Origin of the sequence: Xanthomonas sp. fls2-241-TYG-148 (assembly GCF_030208815.1) — a bacterium.
Classification (GTDB): domain Bacteria; phylum Pseudomonadota; class Gammaproteobacteria; order Xanthomonadales; family Xanthomonadaceae; genus Xanthomonas; species Xanthomonas campestris.
In genome coordinates this window covers 150190-168173 of sequence record NZ_JARVTE010000018.1, presented here as the reverse complement: position 1 = coordinate 168173, position 17984 = coordinate 150190, and the positions used below count along the sequence as shown (strand labels likewise).

The window sequence follows — 17984 nt, the reverse complement described above, 5'->3', positions numbered from 1 at the left end:
CGCTGCGGCTGAGATTGGGATGAAGCGGTTTGGGATGCGAGGCTTCGCTCGGACCCTCATCCGCCCCTTCGGGGCACCTTCTCCCGGCGGGAGAAGGGAACAACGCCCCTCTCCTACGGGAGAGGGGTTGGGGTGAGGGTACGGGGCGAAGCCACTACGAGTGGTGGGTAACACGAGAGCTTCGCTCGCACCCTCATCCTGCGCTTCGCGCCACCTTCTCCCAGCGGGAGAAGGGAATAACGCCCCTCACCGCCCAAGCAATACCAGCACATCCCGCGCAATCGCCGTTGCCTGCTCACGCAGCTCCGGTACCGCCAGGCTTTCCCATAGCGAGCCGATGCGCAGGCTGCCGATCACCCGCAGGCGTGGATTGGGGCGGCCATCGGCATCGAGCAGCGCGCCATTGGCGGCGGTGTCCACGCCGATGCCATGCGGGCCGGGCGTGGCGATGCCCTGGCCCAGCAGCTGCTGCAGCAGGCCGTTGCGCATGGCCTGCACGCGCATTTCCACGCCGGTGGCGTTGATCAGTGTCTGCACATCCAGCTGCAGCGCATGCCCGGCGCCGGCACTGGCGCTCACCCGCACACAGGCACCGGCCTGGTACGCCACATCCAGCCGCGCGCGATGCAGTTGCAATTGCCCGCGCGCCTGCATTGCCTGCAACTGCGCATGCACCGGCGCGGCGATACGGTGGCGGTGCACATCCCAATAGCGCACCACATGCCGCAAGAAGCGGCGCTGGTCGGCGGCCGACAGCGTCTGCCATAGCGCCTGGCTCGACGGGCGGATGCGCTCCATCACGCTCTGCCAGGGCAGGCCCTGCGCGGCCGCGTCGCGCGCGTGCCGGCGCAATGCGCGCGCGCGCGCGCGCAGGGGCAGTGCCAGCAGCGGTTGCGGGTCGAACGGTGCCGGCGTGGCGTGTGCGTGCGGCAGCGGCAGCAAGCCGTGCCGCGACACCACGTGCACCGCGCCGCGGTGCTGCTGCGCGGCCAGGGTGACCACGCTGTCGGCCATGCTCAACCCGGAGCCAATAATGCACACCGCCGCGTCCTGCGGAATCTGCGCCACTGCCGGCGTGTCCCAGGCTTCCACGCGCTGGCCGGGCGCCAGGCCGGCGGCACCGCGCAATGGCAGCGGCCGCAAGGCATTGCCCACCGCCAGGATCACGCTGGCAGCCTGCAGGTGCTGGCCGTTGTCCAAGTGCAGCAGCGCGCCTGCGGCATTGGGCTGCAGGTCGCGTACGCGAGCGCTGCAGACAGTGAGTGTGGCTGGGCTGTGCGCGCAGGCCTCTTGCAACCGCGCACGCAGGTACGGCGCATACAGGCAGCGGCCCACGAACTGCTGCGGCAGTTGCGCCGCGTCCAGCGCCGGGCAGGCCTGCGTGGCCTGCAGGTAGGCGACAAAATCGCCTGGCAACTCGGCCAGCGCGCTCATCCGCGCGGCCGGCACATTGAGCAGATGCTCGGGCCGCGCCGTGGCGTAGGCCACGCCTTCGCCCAGTACCCCGCTGGGCTCGATCATGACGATCTGCAGCGGCGCGGTGGCCTGGCGCAGCAGCTGCAAGGCCACCAGCACGCCGGACGCGCCACCACCGACGATGGCGATCGCTGCATCGCCGGGCACACGCTGTTCGTTCATGCCGCAATTGTAGGCGATGGCTGCGTCGGACCCATGACCACCGGTGCAGCAGCAACCGACATGTGAGGTGCTGGATTCGCTGCGCGGCAGCTGACTGCTGGGTGAGGTTCGCAGCCCCACGCGGTGAGACTGCACGCAGCACCCAGGCCGGTACTGGCCGGCGCCACGCTGTGGGTGGGCTGCTCTCTATCACCCGTGGCAGCAGCGTGCGTGCATGCACTACGCCAACGCTTTGCGAATCAGGCCACCATGCTGCCCGACGCTTCAATGCCAGACCTCACCGCGCGACAGCCATCCAGCCGCCCGCTACATCAATGCATCCGCCAGGCGTGCGATGCCTTCGCGGCTTCGCCGCCAGGCCGGGCGGCGGCGCCACTGCGCGATGTCCACCGGCTGCGACTGCGCCAGGTAATCCTGCTCGATCTCGCGCAGGCGCAGCACCACGTTGCGGTCGTAGCAGAGCATGCCGATCTCGGCATTGAGCGCAAACGAGCGGATGTCCAGGTTGATCGAGCCCACCAGCGCAATGTCTTCGTCCACGCTCAGGTGCTTGGCATGCAGAAAGTGCGGCCGGTACAGCGCAATCTTCACTCCACAGCGCAGCAACTCTTCGAAATAGGCTTCCTGCGCCCACGCCGCCAGCCGCTGGTTGTTGTGTTCGGACAGGATCAACTGCACGTCCACGCCAGACATCCCGGCGATGCGCAGCGCACTGAGCATGGCTTCATCCGGCACGAAATACGGCGTGACCAGCACCACCTTGCGGCGCGCCAGGTGGATCACCGCGTTGATCGCGTCGCGCGCGTTCTCGAACGGATACGCCGGCCCGCTGGGCAGCAACTGGGTGGCGATGTTGTCGTCGTACACCGGTGCGTCCGGCCACACGTCCAGGCGCTGCCCGGTTTCGGTGAACCAGTCGCTGGCGAACACCGCTTCCAGGTGGTTGACCACCGGACCGCGCACGCGCGCGACCAGTTCGCGATTGGGCGCGCCGGCGATGAAGCCGGGTGCGGCCAGGTTCTGCGAGCCGACAAAGCCGACCTGGTTGTCGATCACCGCAATCTTGCGGTGGTTGCGCAGGTCCATGCGCCCGCTGCGGCGCCAACGCAGCCCGCCGGGCAGCAAGGCCAGCACCTCCACGCCACTGGCTTGCAGGCGCTGGCGATAACGGCGCAGGCCACGCTTGGCGCCCATCGCATCCAGCAGCAAGCGGCAGCGCACGCCGCGTGCGCAGGCGCGTTCCAGCGCAGCCACCACCGCCTCGCCCACCGCATCGTCGAACATCAGGTAATACAGCAGATGCACGCGTTCCTGCGCCTGGTCGATCGCGGTGATCAGCGCCTGCAGCGAGGCCTCGTAGTCGTCCAGCAGTTCCACCGCATTGCCCAGCGTTGGCATGAAATCGCCCTGCCGCTCGATCAACGGCACCACTTCGGCGCTGCTGGTGTCCGGCTGCGGGGTCCAGCGCAAGGCGTGCAATGGCAGCTGCTGCTCGCGGATCACCTGCGAGGCCGTGGCCTGGCGTTGTACGCGCTGCCGCGATAGCCACGGGTGGCCGAACAACAGGTACAGCGGCAGGCCAACCACCGGCACGAAGCCGATCAGCAGCAACCAGCTGCGCGCCGCCCCAGGCGTGGTGCGGGTGGGGATCCACAGCAGCGCGGCCAGGCGGATCGCCCAGTCCAGCGCCAGCAGCCAGGTCCCTTGCAACCAGTCAGGCAGCATCGGCATCGGGTCTCTTCAAGGGGAGCCCGATTCTGACCGGGCCGCGCATAAACGCAACGGTCCGGACGCCGCCGCGCAATGCCGGAATTGCCCGGCTGCGGTATCGGCCGGCAGTGCGCGGTCGGCGCACACCTGGCGCACGGTCTGCACGAAGGCCGACTGCGCGCGGGTGGGGTGCCAGTCGGCGCGTGTGGTCAGGCCAATCTGCCGGCGCAGCTGCGGCACCGCAAGGCCGATCTCGCACAGCAGCCCGGCGCGTTGTTCGAACAGGAACTGGTCACGCGACATCACGGTCAGCCACTCGTCTTCCAGCAGCAGCCCGCGGATGACCAGCACCGACCCGCATTCGATGCGCGGCGGCGGCGGCTCCAGCTGCTGGTCGCGGAACATGCGCTCCCAGCGCGCGCGCAGCGGCGTGCCCGTGGCCGCCACCACCCATGGGTAGTCCAGCAATTGCGCGAAGGCGTAGGCCTGCCCGGCCAGCGGATGCCCGCTACGCGCCACGATCACCGCCGCATCGTCGAACAGCGCGTCCTGCACCACGTCGTGCACGGGCAACGGCTCGCGCAACGCGCCGATCAACAGGTCCAGCCCGCCCTCGCGCAGCTGCGCCAGCAACTCGGGATACGGCCCTTCGACCACGCTGACGGTGGCACCGGGGTGGCTGCGTGCGAAGCGCGCCAGCGCCCGCGGCAGCAATACAGCGCGGGCAAGTGGCATCACCCCCACCGTCACCCGCCCTGCGTGCTGGGAGCGCAGCGCGGCCACCTCGTCCAGCCCGGCGCCCAGCTCCGCCAGGGCGAGCCGCACCTGCCGCAGCAGCCGCAGCGCCACCGGCGTGGCGTGCACGCTTTTGCCGCGGCGCACGATCAACGGCACTTCGACCACATCGGCCAGCGTCTGCACCGCGCGGTAGATGGCCGGCTGCGAGACCCCGGTGCGCACCGCCGCCAACGAATAGCTGCCGGCCACGTCCACCGCCACCAGTGCCTGCAGCTGCCCCAGCGACACCCGCCGCTCCAGGCCCGGGCGGGCCGGCAGCCGCAGCGCGCGCCGCGCCACCCGCAGCCCGCGCCCCAGATGCGCCAATGCGCGCGCCACCCGCGGTGCCAGCAGGCGCGCGGCCTCGGTGCCGGCCATGCCGCCGGGATGGCGGTCGAACAACCGCACGCCCAGTTGCTGTTCCAGCCGCGCGATGGCTTGGGTGAGCGCCGGCTGCGACAGGTTCACCTGTGGCGCGGCGGCGCTGACGCTGCCCGCTTCGGCCACCACATGCATGGCATACAGGTGGCGCAGGTTGAGTTCGAAGGGTGTCGACATGCTCTAACTATAAGCAGAACCAATAGACATACCTTAAATTGATCTTGAGCCAGAAAGCGCTCCACCAACAGACTCGGCGCATTGCTAACGAGGATGGATGGATGAGCCAGGTCGTCACCGACATCGCGCGTACCCCGGTCGCGGTCGTGCAAGGCTTGGCGCAGGCGGGCGTCGCCACCGTGCACGAAGCCATGGGCCGCAGCGGGCTGCTGCATCACCGGCTGCGGCCGATCTATGCCGGCTGCCGCATCGCCGGCACCGCCGTCACGGTGTCGGTCCCGCCGGGCGACAACTGGATGATGCATGTGGCGATCGAGCAACTGCGCGACGGCGACCTGCTGGTGGTCGCGCCCACCAGCGAGTGCTGCGACGGCTATTTCGGCGACCTGCTCGCCACTTCGGCGCAGGCGCGCGGCTGCCGTGGGCTGATCATCGACGCCGGCGTGCGCGACGTGCGCGACCTCACCGCCATGGGCTTCCCGGTGTGGAGCCGCGCCATCTGCGCGCAGGGCACCATCAAGGAGACCCTGGGCGCGGTGAACGTGCCGCTGGTCTGCGCCGGGCAGCTGATCCAGCCGGGCGATGTGGTGGTGGCCGACGACGACGGCGTCTGCGTGGTGCCAAGCACCCAGGCGCAGGCAGTGCTGGCCGAAGCCCAGGCACGCGAAGCGCGTGAACTGATCAAGCGCGAGCGGCTGGCGCGCGGCGAACTGGGCCTGGACATCTACGCCATGCGCGAGCGGCTGGCCGCGAAGGGCCTGCGCTATGTCTGAGGGCGTGCGCGCGATGTGGATGCGCGGCGGCACCTCCAAGGGCGGGTTCTTCCTGGCTGCGGACCTGCCGGCCGACACCGCCGCGCGCGATGCCTTCCTGCTGCGCGCCTATGGCTCGCCGGACCTGCGCCAGATCGATGGCATGGGCGGCGCCGACCCGCTCACCTCCAAGGTGGCGGTAGTAAGCCGCTCCGCGCGCGACGATGCCGACGTGGACTACCTGTTCGTGCAGGTCTCGGTGGACCAGGCGCAGGTCAGCGACGCGCAGAACTGCGGCAACCTGCTGGCCGGCGTGGGGCCATTCGCACTGGAGCGCGGCCTGCTGCCTGCCCAGGACGGCCAGACTGCGGTGCGCATCTTCATGCGCAACACCGGCACCGTGGCCACCGCCACCGTGTGCACGCCGGGCGGCCAGGTGACCTACGCCGGCAACACCCGGATCGATGGCGTGCCCGGCACCGCCGCGCCCGTCGCGCTGGCCTTTGCCGAGATCGCCGGTTCCAGCTGCGGCGCACTGCTACCCACCGGCAACCCGGTGGACCTGCTGGACGGCATTGCGGTCACGCTGATCGATAACGGCATGCCCTGCGTGGTACTGCGTGCCAGCGATGTGGGCATCCGCGGCGACGAAGACCGCGCCACGCTCGATGCCGATGTCGCGCTCAAGGCGCGCCTGGAGACCCTGCGCCTGCAGGCCGGGCCGCTGATGCGGCTGGGCGATGTGGCCACCGCCACCGTGCCGAAATTGATGCTGGTTTCCGCCCCGCGCAACGGCGGCGCGATCACGGTGCGTTCGTTCATTCCGCATCGCTGCCATGCCTCCATTGGCGTGCTGGGTGCGGTCACCGTGGCCACTGCCTGCCTGCTGCCCGGCACGCCGGCGCACGCGCTGGCACAGCTGCCGGGCGGCACCACGCAGCAGCTGGAGATCGAACACCCCAGCGGTGCCAGCAGCTGCCTCATTGCACTGGACGCGCACGGCAACGTGGTGCGCGCCGCCGTCGTGCGCACGGCCCGCAAACTGTTCGATGGGGTGCTGTTTGGCTAGTCAGCGGCCCATGCCATTCACGCCTGCCAATGACGGCACGGCCGGGAGCTTGATGCAGCTGCCGGTGCACTCGGCAGCTCAGGCGCTACCGTCTGCGCGATGTGCCGCCTGCAGCGGCTACCGCCTGCGCAAACGCGCGTATGTAGGCACCTGCCGATCCCGCGCGCCCGGCTGCAGCGGCTGCAAGCAACCGCGCGATGCGCACGTTCCCTCACACCAGACGACCCGATGATCATCGACTGCCACGGCCACTACACCACCGCACCTGCTGCGCACGATGCGTTCCGCAAGGCGCAGATCGCCCATCACGACAACCCGCAGCAACCGGCCCCGCAGTACCCGCACATTTCCGACGATGCGCTACGCGAGAGCATCGAACAGCACCAACTGCGGTTGCTGCGCGAGCGTGGCGCGGACATGACCATTTTTTCGCCACGCGCCAGCACCATGGCCCACCACATCGGCGACGAAGCGGTGAGCCAGGCCTGGACGCAGCGCTGCAATGACCTGATCGCGCGCGTGGTGCAGTTGTATCCGCACACCTTCATCGGTGTCTGCCAGCTGCCGCAGTCGCCGGGCGTTCCGATCAGCCACTCCATCGCCGAGCTGGAACGCTGCGTCAACGAACTAGGCTTTGTCGGCTGCAATCTCAATCCCGACCCGTCCGGCGGGCACTGGAACGGCGTACCGCTCACCGACCGTGCCTGGTACCCGTTCTTCGAGAAGATGGTGGAGCTGGATGTGCCAGCGATGGTGCATGTGTCCGGCAGCTGCAATGCCAACTTCCACGCCACTGGTGCGCACTACCTCAACGCGGATACCACCGCCTTCATGCAGTTCCTGGAAGGCGATCTGTTCGGCGACTTCCCGAGCTTGCGCTTCATCATTCCGCATGGCGGCGGCGCGGTGCCTTACCACTGGGGGCGCTTTCGCGGGCTGGCCGACATGCTGGGCAAACCGCCGCTGGCCACGCATGTGATGCGCAATGTGTTCTTCGATACCTGCGTGTATCACCAGCCGGGCATCGACCTGCTGTTCGAAGTGATCGACATCGACAACATCCTGTTCGGCTCGGAAATGGTGGGCGCGGTGCGCGGCATCGACACGCAAACCGGGCATTACTTCGACGACACCAAGCGCTACATCGATGCACTGACCATCTCCGATGCAGACAAGCGCAAGGTGTTCGAAGGCAACGCGCGGCGGGTCTACCCGCGCCTGGATGCGCAACTGCGTGCGCGTGGGCTGTAGCGATGTTCCCGTCTCCCAGCGGGAGAAGGTGCCCCGCAGGGGCGGATGAGGGTACGTGCGAAGCCTCTGGCACTCCAACCACTGCGAGTGGCCTCGCCCCGCACCCTCTCCCGCAGGAGAGGGGATGCCGTCCGCCGAGGTGTAGTGGCCCAGAACGCCAGGTGGGTCTACCCGCGCCTGGATGCGCAACTGCCTGCGCGTGGGCTGTAGCGGTGTTCCCTTCTCCCATCGGGAGAAGGTGCCCCGCAGGGGCGGATGAGGGTACGTGCGAAGCCTCTGGCACTCCAACCACTGCGAGTGGCTTCGCCCCGTACCCTCACCCCTGCCCCTCTCCCGCAGGAGAGGGGATGTAGTCCGCCGAGGCGTAGTGGCCCAGGAAGTATGCGGATTTAAACCATTGTTGCGATCAAACCCCGCAACACTCCGCAAACGCAAAAACCCCGCCTCGCGGCGGGGTTTTTGTTGGAAGCAGATCACGTAATCGGTGGATTACTTGATCTTGCCTTCCTTGTACATGACGTGCTTACGCACGACCGGGTCGTACTTCATCATTTCCATCTTCCCCGGAGTGTTTTTCTTGTTCTTATCCGTGGTGTAGAAGTGGCCGGTAGCGGCCGAGGAAATCATACGAATCTTGTCACGCTTGCCTTTTGCCATGACTGCTTACTCCTCAGACCTTTTCGCCGCGCGCACGCAGCTCTTTCAGAACGGCATCAATCCCGTTCTTGTCGATGGTGCGCAACGCATGCGCGGAAACACGGAGCTTGACCCAGCGGTTTTCGCTGGCGACCCAGAAGCGGCGCTCGTGCAGGTTGGGCAGGAAACGACGACGGGTTCTGTTGTTTGCGTGGGAGACGTTGTTACCCGTCTGCACACGCTTGCCGGACACTTGGCATACGCGGGACATTGCGCACCTCGATAAAGTTTGGTGTCTTCCTTAGCCAGGAAAACGGCGGCCCCGACAGCGCCTGGCTGCCACGCAACGTTGGGAATCAAGTACTTACGCTGGGAGCAGGCCGGCACCCCATCGCGTTGGGTGCCGCCGTCCGGAGCGATCCGGGCACAGCGAGCCGCGCATTATGCACGGCATTTCCTTGTACCGCAAGCACTTAGGCCGGCCTGTACCCCCCCCTCCCGGGCGGCGGCCCTCCAGACGCCTCCCCGCATACGCAACAGGGCGCGCTCATGGCGTGCCCCCGTGCTGCGGCGCCGTCATCGCTGCGGTGCGTGGGGCGCGCTCGCGGTGCAGCCAGCGGTACAGCACCGGCAACACCAGCAAGGTAAGCAGGGTCGAGGAGACGATGCCGCTGATCACCACCGTGGCCAGCGGGCGCTGCACTTCCGCACCGGCACCGACATTGAAGGCCATCGGCACGAATCCCAGTGCCGCCACCAGTGCGGTCATTAGCACCGGCCGCAAGCGCGCCAACGCGCCTTCGCGCAGGGCCTGCTCCAGTGGCATGCCCGCATCGCGCAGGCCGCGGATGAAAGCGATCATGACCAGGCCGTTGAGCACCGCCACGCCCGATAGCGCGATGAAGCCCACACCGGCCGAGATCGACAGCGACAACCCGCGCAGCGCCAGCGCCACCACGCCGCCGGTCAGCGCCAGCGGCACGCCGCTGAACACCACCACCGCATCGCGCAACGAACCGAACGACCAGTACAGCAGCGCGAAGATCAGCAGCAGGGTGGCCGGCACCACCCAGGCCAAGCGCTGGCCGGCGGAGATCAGCTGCTCGAAGGTGCCGCCGTAGCCGATCCAGTAACCGGTCGGCAGCGCCACCTCGGCCTGCACACGCTGCTGCACCTCAGCCACGAAACTGCCCAGATCGCGGTCGCGCACATTGGCGGTGATGACGATGCGCCGCTTGCCGTCTTCGCGATTGATCTGGTTCGGCCCGAGCACGCTCTCGATCCTGGCCACCTCGCGCAACGGCACCGTGGTCGGCGCACCGCTGCGCCACCCGGCCGCGCGGCTGGATTCGTCCGCATCGTTGCGTTCGCCATCGCCCTGCAGCGGGATCGGCAGGTCGGCCAGCGCGGTCGGGTCCTGGCGCAAGGCTTCCGGCAGGCGCACCACGATGTCGAAGCGGCGGTCGCCGTCGAACAATTGCCCGGCCGGTTGCCCGCCCACCGCCGCGGCCACGGTGTCCTGCACTACGCCGGGATTGAGGCCGTAGCCGGCCAACGCGTCGCGATCGGGCACCACGGCCAGCATCGGCAGTCCGGTGGATTGCTCCAGGCCCACGTCGGCCGCGCCAGGCACGCTGCGGGCGACGGCCTCGATCCGCCGACCCACCGTCACCAGCGTGTCCAGGTCATCGCCGTACAGCTTGATCGCCACATCCGCACGCACGCCGGAAATCAGCTCGTTCATGCGCATCTGGATCGGCTGGGTGAACTCGTAGTTGTTGCCGGGCAATTGCCGCACCGCCGCTTCGATCTCGGCCACCAACTGCGCCTTGGGCTTGCGCGGATCCGGCCATTGCTCGCGCGGATGCATGATCAAGAACGTATCGGCCACCGATGGCGGCATCGGGTCGGTGGCCACTTCCGCCGTGCCCAGCTTGCCGAACACGTGCGCCACTTCAGGGAACTGCTTGATGCGCCGCTCCAGCGTGGCCTGCATGCTGATCGCCTGCTCCAGGCTGGTGCCGGGAATGCGCATGGCATGCAGGGCGATGTCGCCCTCGTCCAGGTTCGGGATGAATTCACTTCCCAGCCGGGTGGCCAGCGCCGCACACAACACCACCGTGGCCAGCGCACCAACGCCGACCCAGCGCGCATGCCGCAACACGCGATCCAGCAGCGGCGCATACACCCCGCGTGCCCAGCGCATGGCGCGGTTTTCGTGCTCGGCCACCTTGCCGCCGAGCAACAAGGCGATGGCCGCCGGCACGAAGGTCAGCGACAGCAGCATCGCGCCGGTGAGCGCGAGCACCACGGTGACTGCCATCGGGTGGAACATCTTGCCCTCGATACCGGTGAGCGCGAACACCGGCAGATACACCGCCGCGATGATGCCCACACCGAACAGGCTGGGGCGGATCACCTCGGCGGTGGCCTCGGCGGTGAGGGCAAAGCGCTCGTCACGTTCCAGCACGCGGCCCAGCCGTGCCTGCGCCTCGCCGAAACGGCGCAGGCAGTTCTCCACGATGATCACCGCGCCATCGACGATCAGGCCGAAATCCAGCGCGCCCAGGCTCATCAGATTGCCCGACACCCCACCGCGCACCATGCCGGTGAGGGTGAACAACATCGCCAGCGGGATCACCGCGGCGGTGATCAGCGCTGCACGTACATTGCCCAGCATCAGGAACAGCACCACGATCACCAGCAACGCGCCTTCGATCAGGTTCTTGGCAACGGTGACGATGGTGCGGTCCACCAATGCGGTGCGGTCGTACACCGGCACCGCACGCACACCGGCCGGAAGACTGGCGTTGGCCAACTCCAGCCGCTGCGCAGCCGCCTGCGCCACCGTGCGGCTGTTGGCGCCCACCAGCATGAACACCGTGCCCAGCACCACCTCGGTTCCGTCCTGCGTGGCGGCACCGTTGCGCAGCTCGCGACCTTCGCCCACCTGTGCCACATCGCGCACCCGGATCGGCACGCCTTCGCGCCGATCCAGCACAATCGCCCCGATCTGCGCGATGTCATCCACCTGCCCCGGCACCCGCACCAGGAACTGCTGCCCGCTGCGTTCGATGTAGCCGGCACCGACGTTGCGGTTGTTGGCCTCCACCGCCTGAGCCACATCGTCCAGCGTGAAGCCCAACGCCACCAGACGCGCCGGATCCGGGGTGATATGGATCTGCCGTGCATGCCCGCCGATGGTGTTGACCTCGGTCACGCCAGGCACGTTGCGCAACTGCGGGCGCACCACCCAATCCTGCAAGGTGCGCAGATCGGTCGCGGTCCATGCACTGCCATCGGCCTTGCGCGCGTTCGGCTTGGCTTCGACCGTGTACATGAAGATCTCGCCCAAGCCCGTTGCGATTGGCCCCAATTGCGGCTCCAGCTCCGGCGGCAATTGCGACTTCACCTGCTGCAGCCGCTCGGCCACCTGCTGCCGCGCAAAGTACAGATCGGTGCCATCGGCAAACACCGCGGTCACCTGCGACAACCCGTAGCGCGATAAGGACCGCGTGGACTCCAAGCCCGGCAGCCCCGCCAGCACCGTCTCCAACGGAAACGTCACCCGCTGCTCGGATTCCAACGGCGAATATCCCGGCGCCGCCGTATTGACCTGCACCTGCACATTGGTGATATCCGGCGTGGCATCGATCGGTAACCGCGAAAAACTCCACGCACCGATCGCAATCAACACCCCCGTCAACGCCAGCATCAACCACCGCTGCGCGATCGCAAACCGAATGATCTTAGTAAGCATGGCGGGCACCTCCACAAACGCGCGACGTACATGGCGCAGTGATCGCGCCAACAGCGCGCCTGCGACTTATCGCGCCAAAGAACCCAGCACTGCCCCAATCACTGCAGCGACAGCTGATGCAGCGAGCGTCTTTGTGATCAGCATTGCCATTGGCATATCTGTTGTTGCTGTTGCTGTTGCTTTCGATCTTGCCGTTGCCGTACCGGGGCCCCTTCCGCAGCGGCGTAGACGGTGGGCAAACCCCACCGGGGCGGCGCGCAAGGATGCGCGACGTTTTCGGCAGGGACAGGATGTCCCTTCCGAAAATTCCCGCCGGCTCCGCGCACCCGAAGGGCGCGTAGGCGGGGTGTGCTTTCTTTTGGTTACGTTTCTTTGCACAAGCAAAGAAAAGTGACTCGCGCCCGAGAGGGCGTGAAAGCCCCTGCCCTTGCACCATCCGAAAAGACCGAACACCACGTTCGTTATTGCTAGCGAAGCACGCAACCGCGCACACGCCATGGTTTGAGCTGTCACGAAACACCGGCAAACCCAACTGAAATGCCAGCGCAGCGGAGGACACCGCAGACACGCAACGATCAATGATCATGCGACGCCCCCGACTTCTCGATATCCGCCTTCACCAGATAACTCTGCTCCACCACCACCACATCCCCCGCCGCCACCCCCGACAGCACCTCCACCTGCTGCGCATCGCGCGCACCCAGCGTCAACGGCCGCACCTCGTAGGTCTCGCCCACCTGCACGAACACCACCTGCCAATCGCGGAACTGCTGCAACGCGGCCACCGGCACCACCAACTTGGCCGGCTGCTGCGCCACCGTCACCCGCGCCTTCACTGCCGACCCTGGCCGCCACAGGCCATCGGTATTGCGCAGCACCGCGCGCGCCACCGTGCTCTGGCTCGCGGTTGCGGTGCCTGGCAATACCCGCTCCAACGTGGTCTGCGCCACCACACCGTCGCTGATGCGGGTCACGGTGACCGGCGCGCCGGCGGTGATGTGCCCGGCATCGGCGCCGAAGATGTGTAGGTCCACCCACAAGGTGGAGAGGTCGGCGATTTCGAACAGCGCCTGGCCTTCGCCGGCATTGCTGCCCACGCTGGCGTTGCGTGCCAGCACGGTGCCGCTGATCGGCGCGCTCACGCTGTAGGTGGTCAGGCTCAGATTGCTCTCCACCGTGGCCAGTACCTGCCCGGCGCGCACCTGGTCGCCCACGTTGGCGCGCAGGCTGCGCACCGGGCCGGGGAAGCGCGCGGTGGCCTGTGCCTGCCCGCCTTCGGCCGGCGTCAGCAGGCCCTGCACCTCATGCTGGTCGGCAATGCTGCCGGCGGCCACCGGTGCCACGCGAATGCCACTTTCCTTGGCGATCGCCGCGGCGATCGTGGTGCGGCCTTCGTAACTGTCATAGGTCCAGCGATGCGCCTTGCCTTGCACCGTCGCGCGCAGCTCGACATCGAACGAATGCGGCTCGGCCACCACGCTGTCGGCCAGCAGGCGGCCATCGGGGCGTGCGCTGAGCCGGTGCACTTCGGTGGCGCCGCCCAGACGGGTCAGCCGCACCTCCACGCTGCCGGCGGTTGCCGGCAGTGGTTTGCCATCGCGGTAGAGCCAGGCCTGGTAGGTGGGTGGGGTGCCGTCTTCGGCAATCGCCAACTCGACGCTGTCGCCGTCCTGGCTCAGCAGGCGCCCGCCATGGCTGCCTTTGGCGGCTTCCTCGGCGTGCGCCTCGCCGCCGTGTTCTGCGGTTTCGCCGGCATGCGCGTGTGCGTCTTCGCCGTCACGGCCGCAGCCGCCCAGCAGCAGCGCCAGCAACAGCGGCGCGATCCAAGAAGTCGTGGTCATGGAAACAGATCCTGTGAGGTGCCCGCGCAGTGCGCTGGAGGTGGCAAGCGATGAAGAACAGCGCGTGGAGGTGGTGCGCGATGTGTGCGTCTGCAGATGTGCGCGTGGCAGCACGCGCAGGCGTGCCGCCGCTGCAAGACAACCGGCGGTGATGCGTGCAGGCAGCAGTGCGATCAGCCTGCTGCGGCACTGCAGGTGCCAGACGTGTAGGCTCATGGCGTCACCTGCGCGGGCACGACAAACGGCTGGCCGGTCAGGCGCTGGATTTCGATCAGCGCGGTCTGCGCCTCGGATGCGGCGGCCAGTTGCTGCTGACGTGCGTCGTTGTGCTGCGCCTGCAATTGCGCCCAATCCAGATAACTGGTGGCGCCGGCGCGGTAGGCGCGCTCGGCAGCAGCATCGGCGCGGGCGAGCGCGGGCAGCACGTCCTCGCGCATGCGGCTGACTTCCAGCTGTGCAGCGCGGTAACGACCGTGCGCATCGGCCAGCGTGGTGTAGAGCACCAGCGCCTGCGACTGCCGTTCGATGTCCAGCAACGACAGCTCCGCTTCGGCCGCGCGGATCTCCGGCTGCGCACGTGCCGCGCTGCCCAGCGCCAACGACACGCCGCCGACCAGCGCAGTGGCATCGCTGCCCTGCAGGCGGCGTACGCCCACCTGCCAATCCAGATCCGGGCGTGCCTGGCTGCGGGCCAGCCGCACCCGTGCCTCGCGCACGCGCTGTTCGTTGTTCAAGCGCTTCAGCTCGGGCGTGGCATCGAGCAGCTGCGCCAGCACGTCGAAGTCGGGAATCGCCGGCAGCTGTAGTGGGTCGCCGGTGACTGCGGCGAAGTCGGGCGTGCGTTCGCCCCACAACACCGCCAGCTGCCGACATGCGGCCAACCATTCCTGCTGCGCGCGATCGCGCTCCAGTTCCGCACGGGCCTGCAGCGCCTGCGCGGTCAGCACCACCGATTCGGGCGATGCGCCGGCCTGCAGGCGCTGACGCGCCGCCCGCACGGTGCGCTGCCGTTGCGCCAGCGTCTCCAACGCCACCGTCTGCCGCTGCGCCGCCAGGCTGATGGCCAGATAGCGCCGCGCCACTTCGGCCAACACATCCAGCCGTGCCAATGCGCGTTGTGGTGCCAGCGCGTCGATGCGCGCCTGGGCCAGGGTGCGGCGCGCGTCGAGCTTGCCGCCGCGCTCCAGCACCCCGGCCAGGGTGACGGTGAGTTCGGCCTGGTCCAGCGCGCGCGCAGGTCCGGTGCCGAACACGTTTTCGACCTGTGCGCCCAGGCGCAGCGGCGGGCGCAGGGCGTCGCGTTCGGCTTCGGCGGTGAGCACCGCACGCTGGCCATCGGCCAGGCGCAGATCGGGATGCTGCCGGGCAACGCGCGCAATGGCGTCGTCCAGGGTCAGCACGGGCTTGGGCGGTACGTCCTGCGCCATGGCGCACGGCACGACCGCGAAGACGGCAAGTGCCGTCAGTCGCAACCACATGAGGGTGTCTCCGGAATCGGGATCGATGGACAGGCCGGCAGCTGCCGGCGATGCATCACGCCGCGATCGGGGGACGCAACAGGGTCTCGATCAGGTGCGAGCGGTAGACGCTGGGCAGCGGCGCCGGCTGCGCCTGCGCGCTGGCCGGCAAGGGGCCCCACGCTGCGGCCGACAACAGGGCCGGGCTGTGCCCGTGGCAATAGCCGCTGTGCATCAGGGCATGCAGCAGGCCGGCGCCATCCTGGTCGCCGCCCGCATCGGCTTCGTCGGCACCGTCGTGGCCATGCGCGGCGGTGTCGTCCAGATGTGCCTGGTCATGCGCCAGGGCATGCACGTCGCCCAGCGCACAGGCGATGGGCGCGACCAGCACGCCCATCATCAGCACCGCCAGCGCCATCAGGCGCAGCAACGGGTGCAACAGGCGGGCGCGGCGGAGCAACATGCCCGCAGCGTATAGAGGCCGGGGGGGTTACACAATCGCAGTGCGGGTGTCTTGTCGCGTTAAGCGTAGAAACACCGATGCCGGTGTCGGGGTGGGCCTGACGGGTGCGGGACGTCGGTTGGGGGATCGGTACGGCTTCGCGGCCAGGGCCGCTCCTACGTGGAGCGGGCCACTGGTGCCGTCTTCCTGCGCAGGCCGCCGCGTGGCTGCGGGCCCGGGCGATCACGGCGCGGTGGTTGGTGCCGGCTTCTGGTCGGCCGGACGGGCCTTGCTCTGCGCGATGAAGGCGCGCACCTGCTGTTCCAGCACCGGCAAGGTCACCGAGCCCTGGCGCAGCACCACGTCGTGGAAGGCCTTGATGTCGAAGCGCTCGCCCAGCGCCTGCTCGGCTTCGGCGCGCAGCTTGACGATGGCAATCTCGCCGAGCTTGTAGCTCAGCGCCTGCGCCGGCCAGGAGATGTAGCGGTCCACCTCGGTGGTGACTTCGTGCTCGCTCAGCGCGGTGTGGTCGCGCAGGTAGGCCAGCGCCTGGTCGCGGCTCCAGCCGTCGTGATGCACACCGGTGTCGATCACCAGCCGGCAGGCGCGCCACATCTCGTAGGTGAGCCGGCCGAACTCTTCGTACGGCGTCTCGTAGATGCCCATCTCCTGGCCGAGTTTTTCGGTGTACAGCGCCCAGCCTTCGCCATAGGCGGAAATGTAGTTTTCGCGGCGAAAGGCCGGCTGCTCGCCCTGTTCCAGCGCCAGTGAGCCTTGCAGCGAGTGGCCAGGCGAAGATTCATGCAGGGTGAGCGCGGGCAGGTTGTACAACGGCCGCGACGGCAGGTTGTAGGTGTTGACCCAATAGGTGGTGGCGCCGCCGCGCCCGGCGGTCCAGAACGGGGCGATATCGTCCGGCACCGGCTTGATGGTGAAGCGCCCGCGCGGCAGCGTGCCGATGAACTTGCCCACTTGCCCGTCCACGCGCTTGGAAATCCACGCGGCGCGGTCCAGCAGCTCCTGCGGAGTCTTGGCATAGAACTGTGGATCGGTGCGCAGGAAGGTCAAAAACTGCGCAAAGCTGCCCTTGAACCCAACCTGTTGGATGATTGCGTTCATCTGGGTCTGGATGCGCGCCACCTCGTCCAGGCCAATCTGGTGGATCTGGTCCGGGGTGAGATCCAGCGTGGTGTATTTGCGGATCTGCTGGCGATAGAACGCCTTGCCGTCGGGCATGGCTTCGGCGGCCAGGGTGGTGCGCGCCTTGGGCACGTAGTCGTTGCGGAAGAAGGTCAGCAACCTGGCGTACGCCGGGATCACCGCGCCGCTCACGGCCGCCTTGGCCTGCGCGCGCAGCTGCGCCTGCTCGGCGGCGGGGATCTGCGCGGGCAGCTGCTTGAACGGTGCGTAGAAGGTGGACTCGGTGGGGTCGCTCACCTGCGCCACGGTGGCGATGGAGCCATCGCGCCCGTCCAGCACCGCGCGCGGCACGCTGAAGCCGCGGGCCAGGCCGGCGCGCATGTTGGCGACCTGCTGGTCGAAATAGCGCGGCACGTCATTGAGGCGGGCGATGTAGGCGCGGTATTCGGCGGCGGTCTTCATCGGCCGCTGCGCCATGAAACCCAGGTTGGACCAGAACGAGCTGTCCGAATTGAACGGCATCTCGTAGGCGCGCAGACGCACTTCGGCGGCGAGGTTTTCCACCTGCGGGCGGTAGATGGCGTAGTTGACCTGGTTGGCCGGCGAGAGCGTGGCCGGGTCGATGCCGTCGAGCTGCTTGAGCACGCCGTCCCAGACCGCCAGGCGCGCCTGCTGCGCGGCCGGGCCAACGTCGGGTAGGCGGGTGTTGTCGCCGGTGGTGTCGGTGTCTTCGTCGGCCTGGCCGGTCTCGGCCTGCCGCCATGCCCATTCTTTCTCGTAGATGGCGCGGAAGCGCGCATCGGCTGGCGCTTCGGCGCGCAGCGTGGCCGGCGCGTTGGCCGCTACCGGTGGCGCGGCATCGGCGCTGAAGGACAGGCCCAGCAGGGCGAACGAAAGTGCGGCGGCAAGGGGAGATGTCACGTGCGGGCAACCTGCGGTCGAAACGAACCTCC

13 protein-coding genes are annotated in these 17984 nt (G+C 68.1%); 3 read left to right on the top strand and 10 right to left on the bottom strand.

Translation table 11 applies throughout. The annotated features are described in order from the left end of the window. Positions 1 to 246 precede the first annotated feature (246 nt). The 3 genes from QRM60_RS17190 to QRM60_RS17180 all read right to left on the bottom strand — a co-directional run bounded on the left by QRM60_RS17190 (position 247) and on the right by QRM60_RS17180 (position 4683). Complete coding sequence (locus QRM60_RS17190) at positions 247 to 1638, bottom strand: FAD/NAD(P)-binding protein (protein WP_285446695.1); 1392 nt, start codon at positions 1636 to 1638, stop codon at positions 247 to 249. A 306-nt stretch (positions 1639 to 1944) separates the two neighbouring features. Further along, positions 1945 to 3363: a cardiolipin synthase gene (cls, locus tag QRM60_RS17185; RefSeq protein ID WP_029629072.1), complete on the bottom strand. Its 1419-nt coding sequence runs from the start codon at positions 3361 to 3363 to the stop codon at positions 1945 to 1947. 15 nt (positions 3364 to 3378) lie between these two features. Continuing rightward, entirely contained in the window at positions 3379 to 4683 is a 1305-nt protein-coding gene (locus QRM60_RS17180; RefSeq protein ID WP_285446694.1) for a LysR substrate-binding domain-containing protein, read from the bottom strand. A 101-nt stretch (positions 4684 to 4784) separates the two neighbouring features. Here QRM60_RS17180 and QRM60_RS17175 point away from each other — a divergent pair, with 101 nt between their 5' ends. The 3 genes from QRM60_RS17175 to QRM60_RS17165 all read left to right on the top strand — a co-directional run bounded on the left by QRM60_RS17175 (position 4785) and on the right by QRM60_RS17165 (position 7755). Next, positions 4785 to 5456, top strand: a complete 672-nt coding sequence (locus QRM60_RS17175; RefSeq protein ID WP_285446693.1) for a 4-carboxy-4-hydroxy-2-oxoadipate aldolase/oxaloacetate decarboxylase — start codon at positions 4785 to 4787, stop codon at positions 5454 to 5456. Continuing rightward, a complete protein-coding gene (locus QRM60_RS17170; protein WP_285446692.1) occupies positions 5449 to 6504 on the top strand; it encodes a 4-oxalomesaconate tautomerase in 1056 nt (351 codons plus the stop codon). The genes QRM60_RS17175 and QRM60_RS17170 overlap by 8 nt, the downstream gene beginning before the upstream one ends. A gap of 228 nt (positions 6505 to 6732) precedes the next feature. Further along, positions 6733 to 7755: an amidohydrolase family protein gene (locus QRM60_RS17165; protein WP_285446691.1), complete on the top strand. Its 1023-nt coding sequence runs from the start codon at positions 6733 to 6735 to the stop codon at positions 7753 to 7755. Positions 7756 to 8244: 489 nt separating this feature from the next. Here QRM60_RS17165 and rpmG read toward each other — a convergent pair whose 3' ends face one another. From rpmG to QRM60_RS17130, 7 genes are all read right to left on the bottom strand, one after another. Then, on the bottom strand, positions 8245 to 8412 hold the full coding sequence (gene rpmG, locus QRM60_RS17160) for a 50S ribosomal protein L33 (RefSeq protein ID WP_002809462.1): 168 nt from the start codon (positions 8410 to 8412) through the stop codon (positions 8245 to 8247). A 13-nt stretch (positions 8413 to 8425) separates the two neighbouring features. Further along, on the bottom strand, positions 8426 to 8662 hold the full coding sequence (rpmB, locus tag QRM60_RS17155; RefSeq protein WP_002809459.1) for a 50S ribosomal protein L28: 237 nt from the start codon (positions 8660 to 8662) through the stop codon (positions 8426 to 8428). A 276-nt stretch (positions 8663 to 8938) separates the two neighbouring features. After that, positions 8939 to 12151: a CusA/CzcA family heavy metal efflux RND transporter gene (locus tag QRM60_RS17150; protein WP_285446690.1), complete on the bottom strand. Its 3213-nt coding sequence runs from the start codon at positions 12149 to 12151 to the stop codon at positions 8939 to 8941. Positions 12152 to 12726: 575 nt separating this feature from the next. Continuing rightward, entirely contained in the window at positions 12727 to 13992 is a 1266-nt protein-coding gene (locus QRM60_RS17145) for an efflux RND transporter periplasmic adaptor subunit (protein WP_228420253.1), read from the bottom strand. A 212-nt stretch (positions 13993 to 14204) separates the two neighbouring features. Next, positions 14205 to 15470, bottom strand: a complete 1266-nt coding sequence (locus QRM60_RS17140; protein WP_285446689.1) for a TolC family protein — start codon at positions 15468 to 15470, stop codon at positions 14205 to 14207. Between the two features lie 55 nt (positions 15471 to 15525). Continuing rightward, positions 15526 to 15912, bottom strand: coding sequence for a hypothetical protein (locus QRM60_RS17135; protein WP_016944268.1), 387 nt, complete (start codon positions 15910 to 15912; stop codon positions 15526 to 15528). Positions 15913 to 16134: 222 nt separating this feature from the next. Continuing rightward, positions 16135 to 17952 carry a DUF885 family protein gene (locus tag QRM60_RS17130; protein ID WP_285446688.1) on the bottom strand — a complete coding sequence of 606 codons (1818 nt, stop codon included), beginning with the start codon at positions 17950 to 17952 and terminating at the stop codon, positions 16135 to 16137. Positions 17953 to 17984: the final 32 nt, after the last annotated feature.

Bases quoted from the DNA above. Each gene is read 5' to 3' on its own strand.
- rpmB (WP_002809459.1), bottom strand. From the start codon at position 8,662: ATGTCCCGCGTATGCCAAGTGTCCGGCAAGCGTGTGCAGACGGGTAAC.
- QRM60_RS17170 (WP_285446692.1), top strand. From the start codon at position 5,449: ATGTCTGAGGGCGTGCGCGCGATGTGGATGCGCGGCGGCACCTCCAAG.
- QRM60_RS17180 (WP_285446694.1), bottom strand. From the start codon at position 4,683: ATGTCGACACCCTTCGAACTCAACCTGCGCCACCTGTATGCCATGCAT.
- QRM60_RS17190 (WP_285446695.1), bottom strand. From the start codon at position 1,638: ATGAACGAACAGCGTGTGCCCGGCGATGCAGCGATCGCCATCGTCGGT.
- QRM60_RS17165 (WP_285446691.1), top strand. From the start codon at position 6,733: ATGATCATCGACTGCCACGGCCACTACACCACCGCACCTGCTGCGCAC.
- QRM60_RS17145 (WP_228420253.1), bottom strand. From the start codon at position 13,992: ATGACCACGACTTCTTGGATCGCGCCGCTGTTGCTGGCGCTGCTGCTG.
- QRM60_RS17175 (WP_285446693.1), top strand. From the start codon at position 4,785: ATGAGCCAGGTCGTCACCGACATCGCGCGTACCCCGGTCGCGGTCGTG.
- QRM60_RS17140 (WP_285446689.1), bottom strand. From the start codon at position 15,470: ATGTGGTTGCGACTGACGGCACTTGCCGTCTTCGCGGTCGTGCCGTGC.
- rpmG (WP_002809462.1), bottom strand. From the start codon at position 8,412: ATGGCAAAAGGCAAGCGTGACAAGATTCGTATGATTTCCTCGGCCGCT.
- QRM60_RS17135 (WP_016944268.1), bottom strand. From the start codon at position 15,912: ATGTTGCTCCGCCGCGCCCGCCTGTTGCACCCGTTGCTGCGCCTGATG.
- QRM60_RS17150 (WP_285446690.1), bottom strand. From the start codon at position 12,151: ATGCTTACTAAGATCATTCGGTTTGCGATCGCGCAGCGGTGGTTGATG.
- cls (WP_029629072.1), bottom strand. From the start codon at position 3,363: ATGCTGCCTGACTGGTTGCAAGGGACCTGGCTGCTGGCGCTGGACTGG.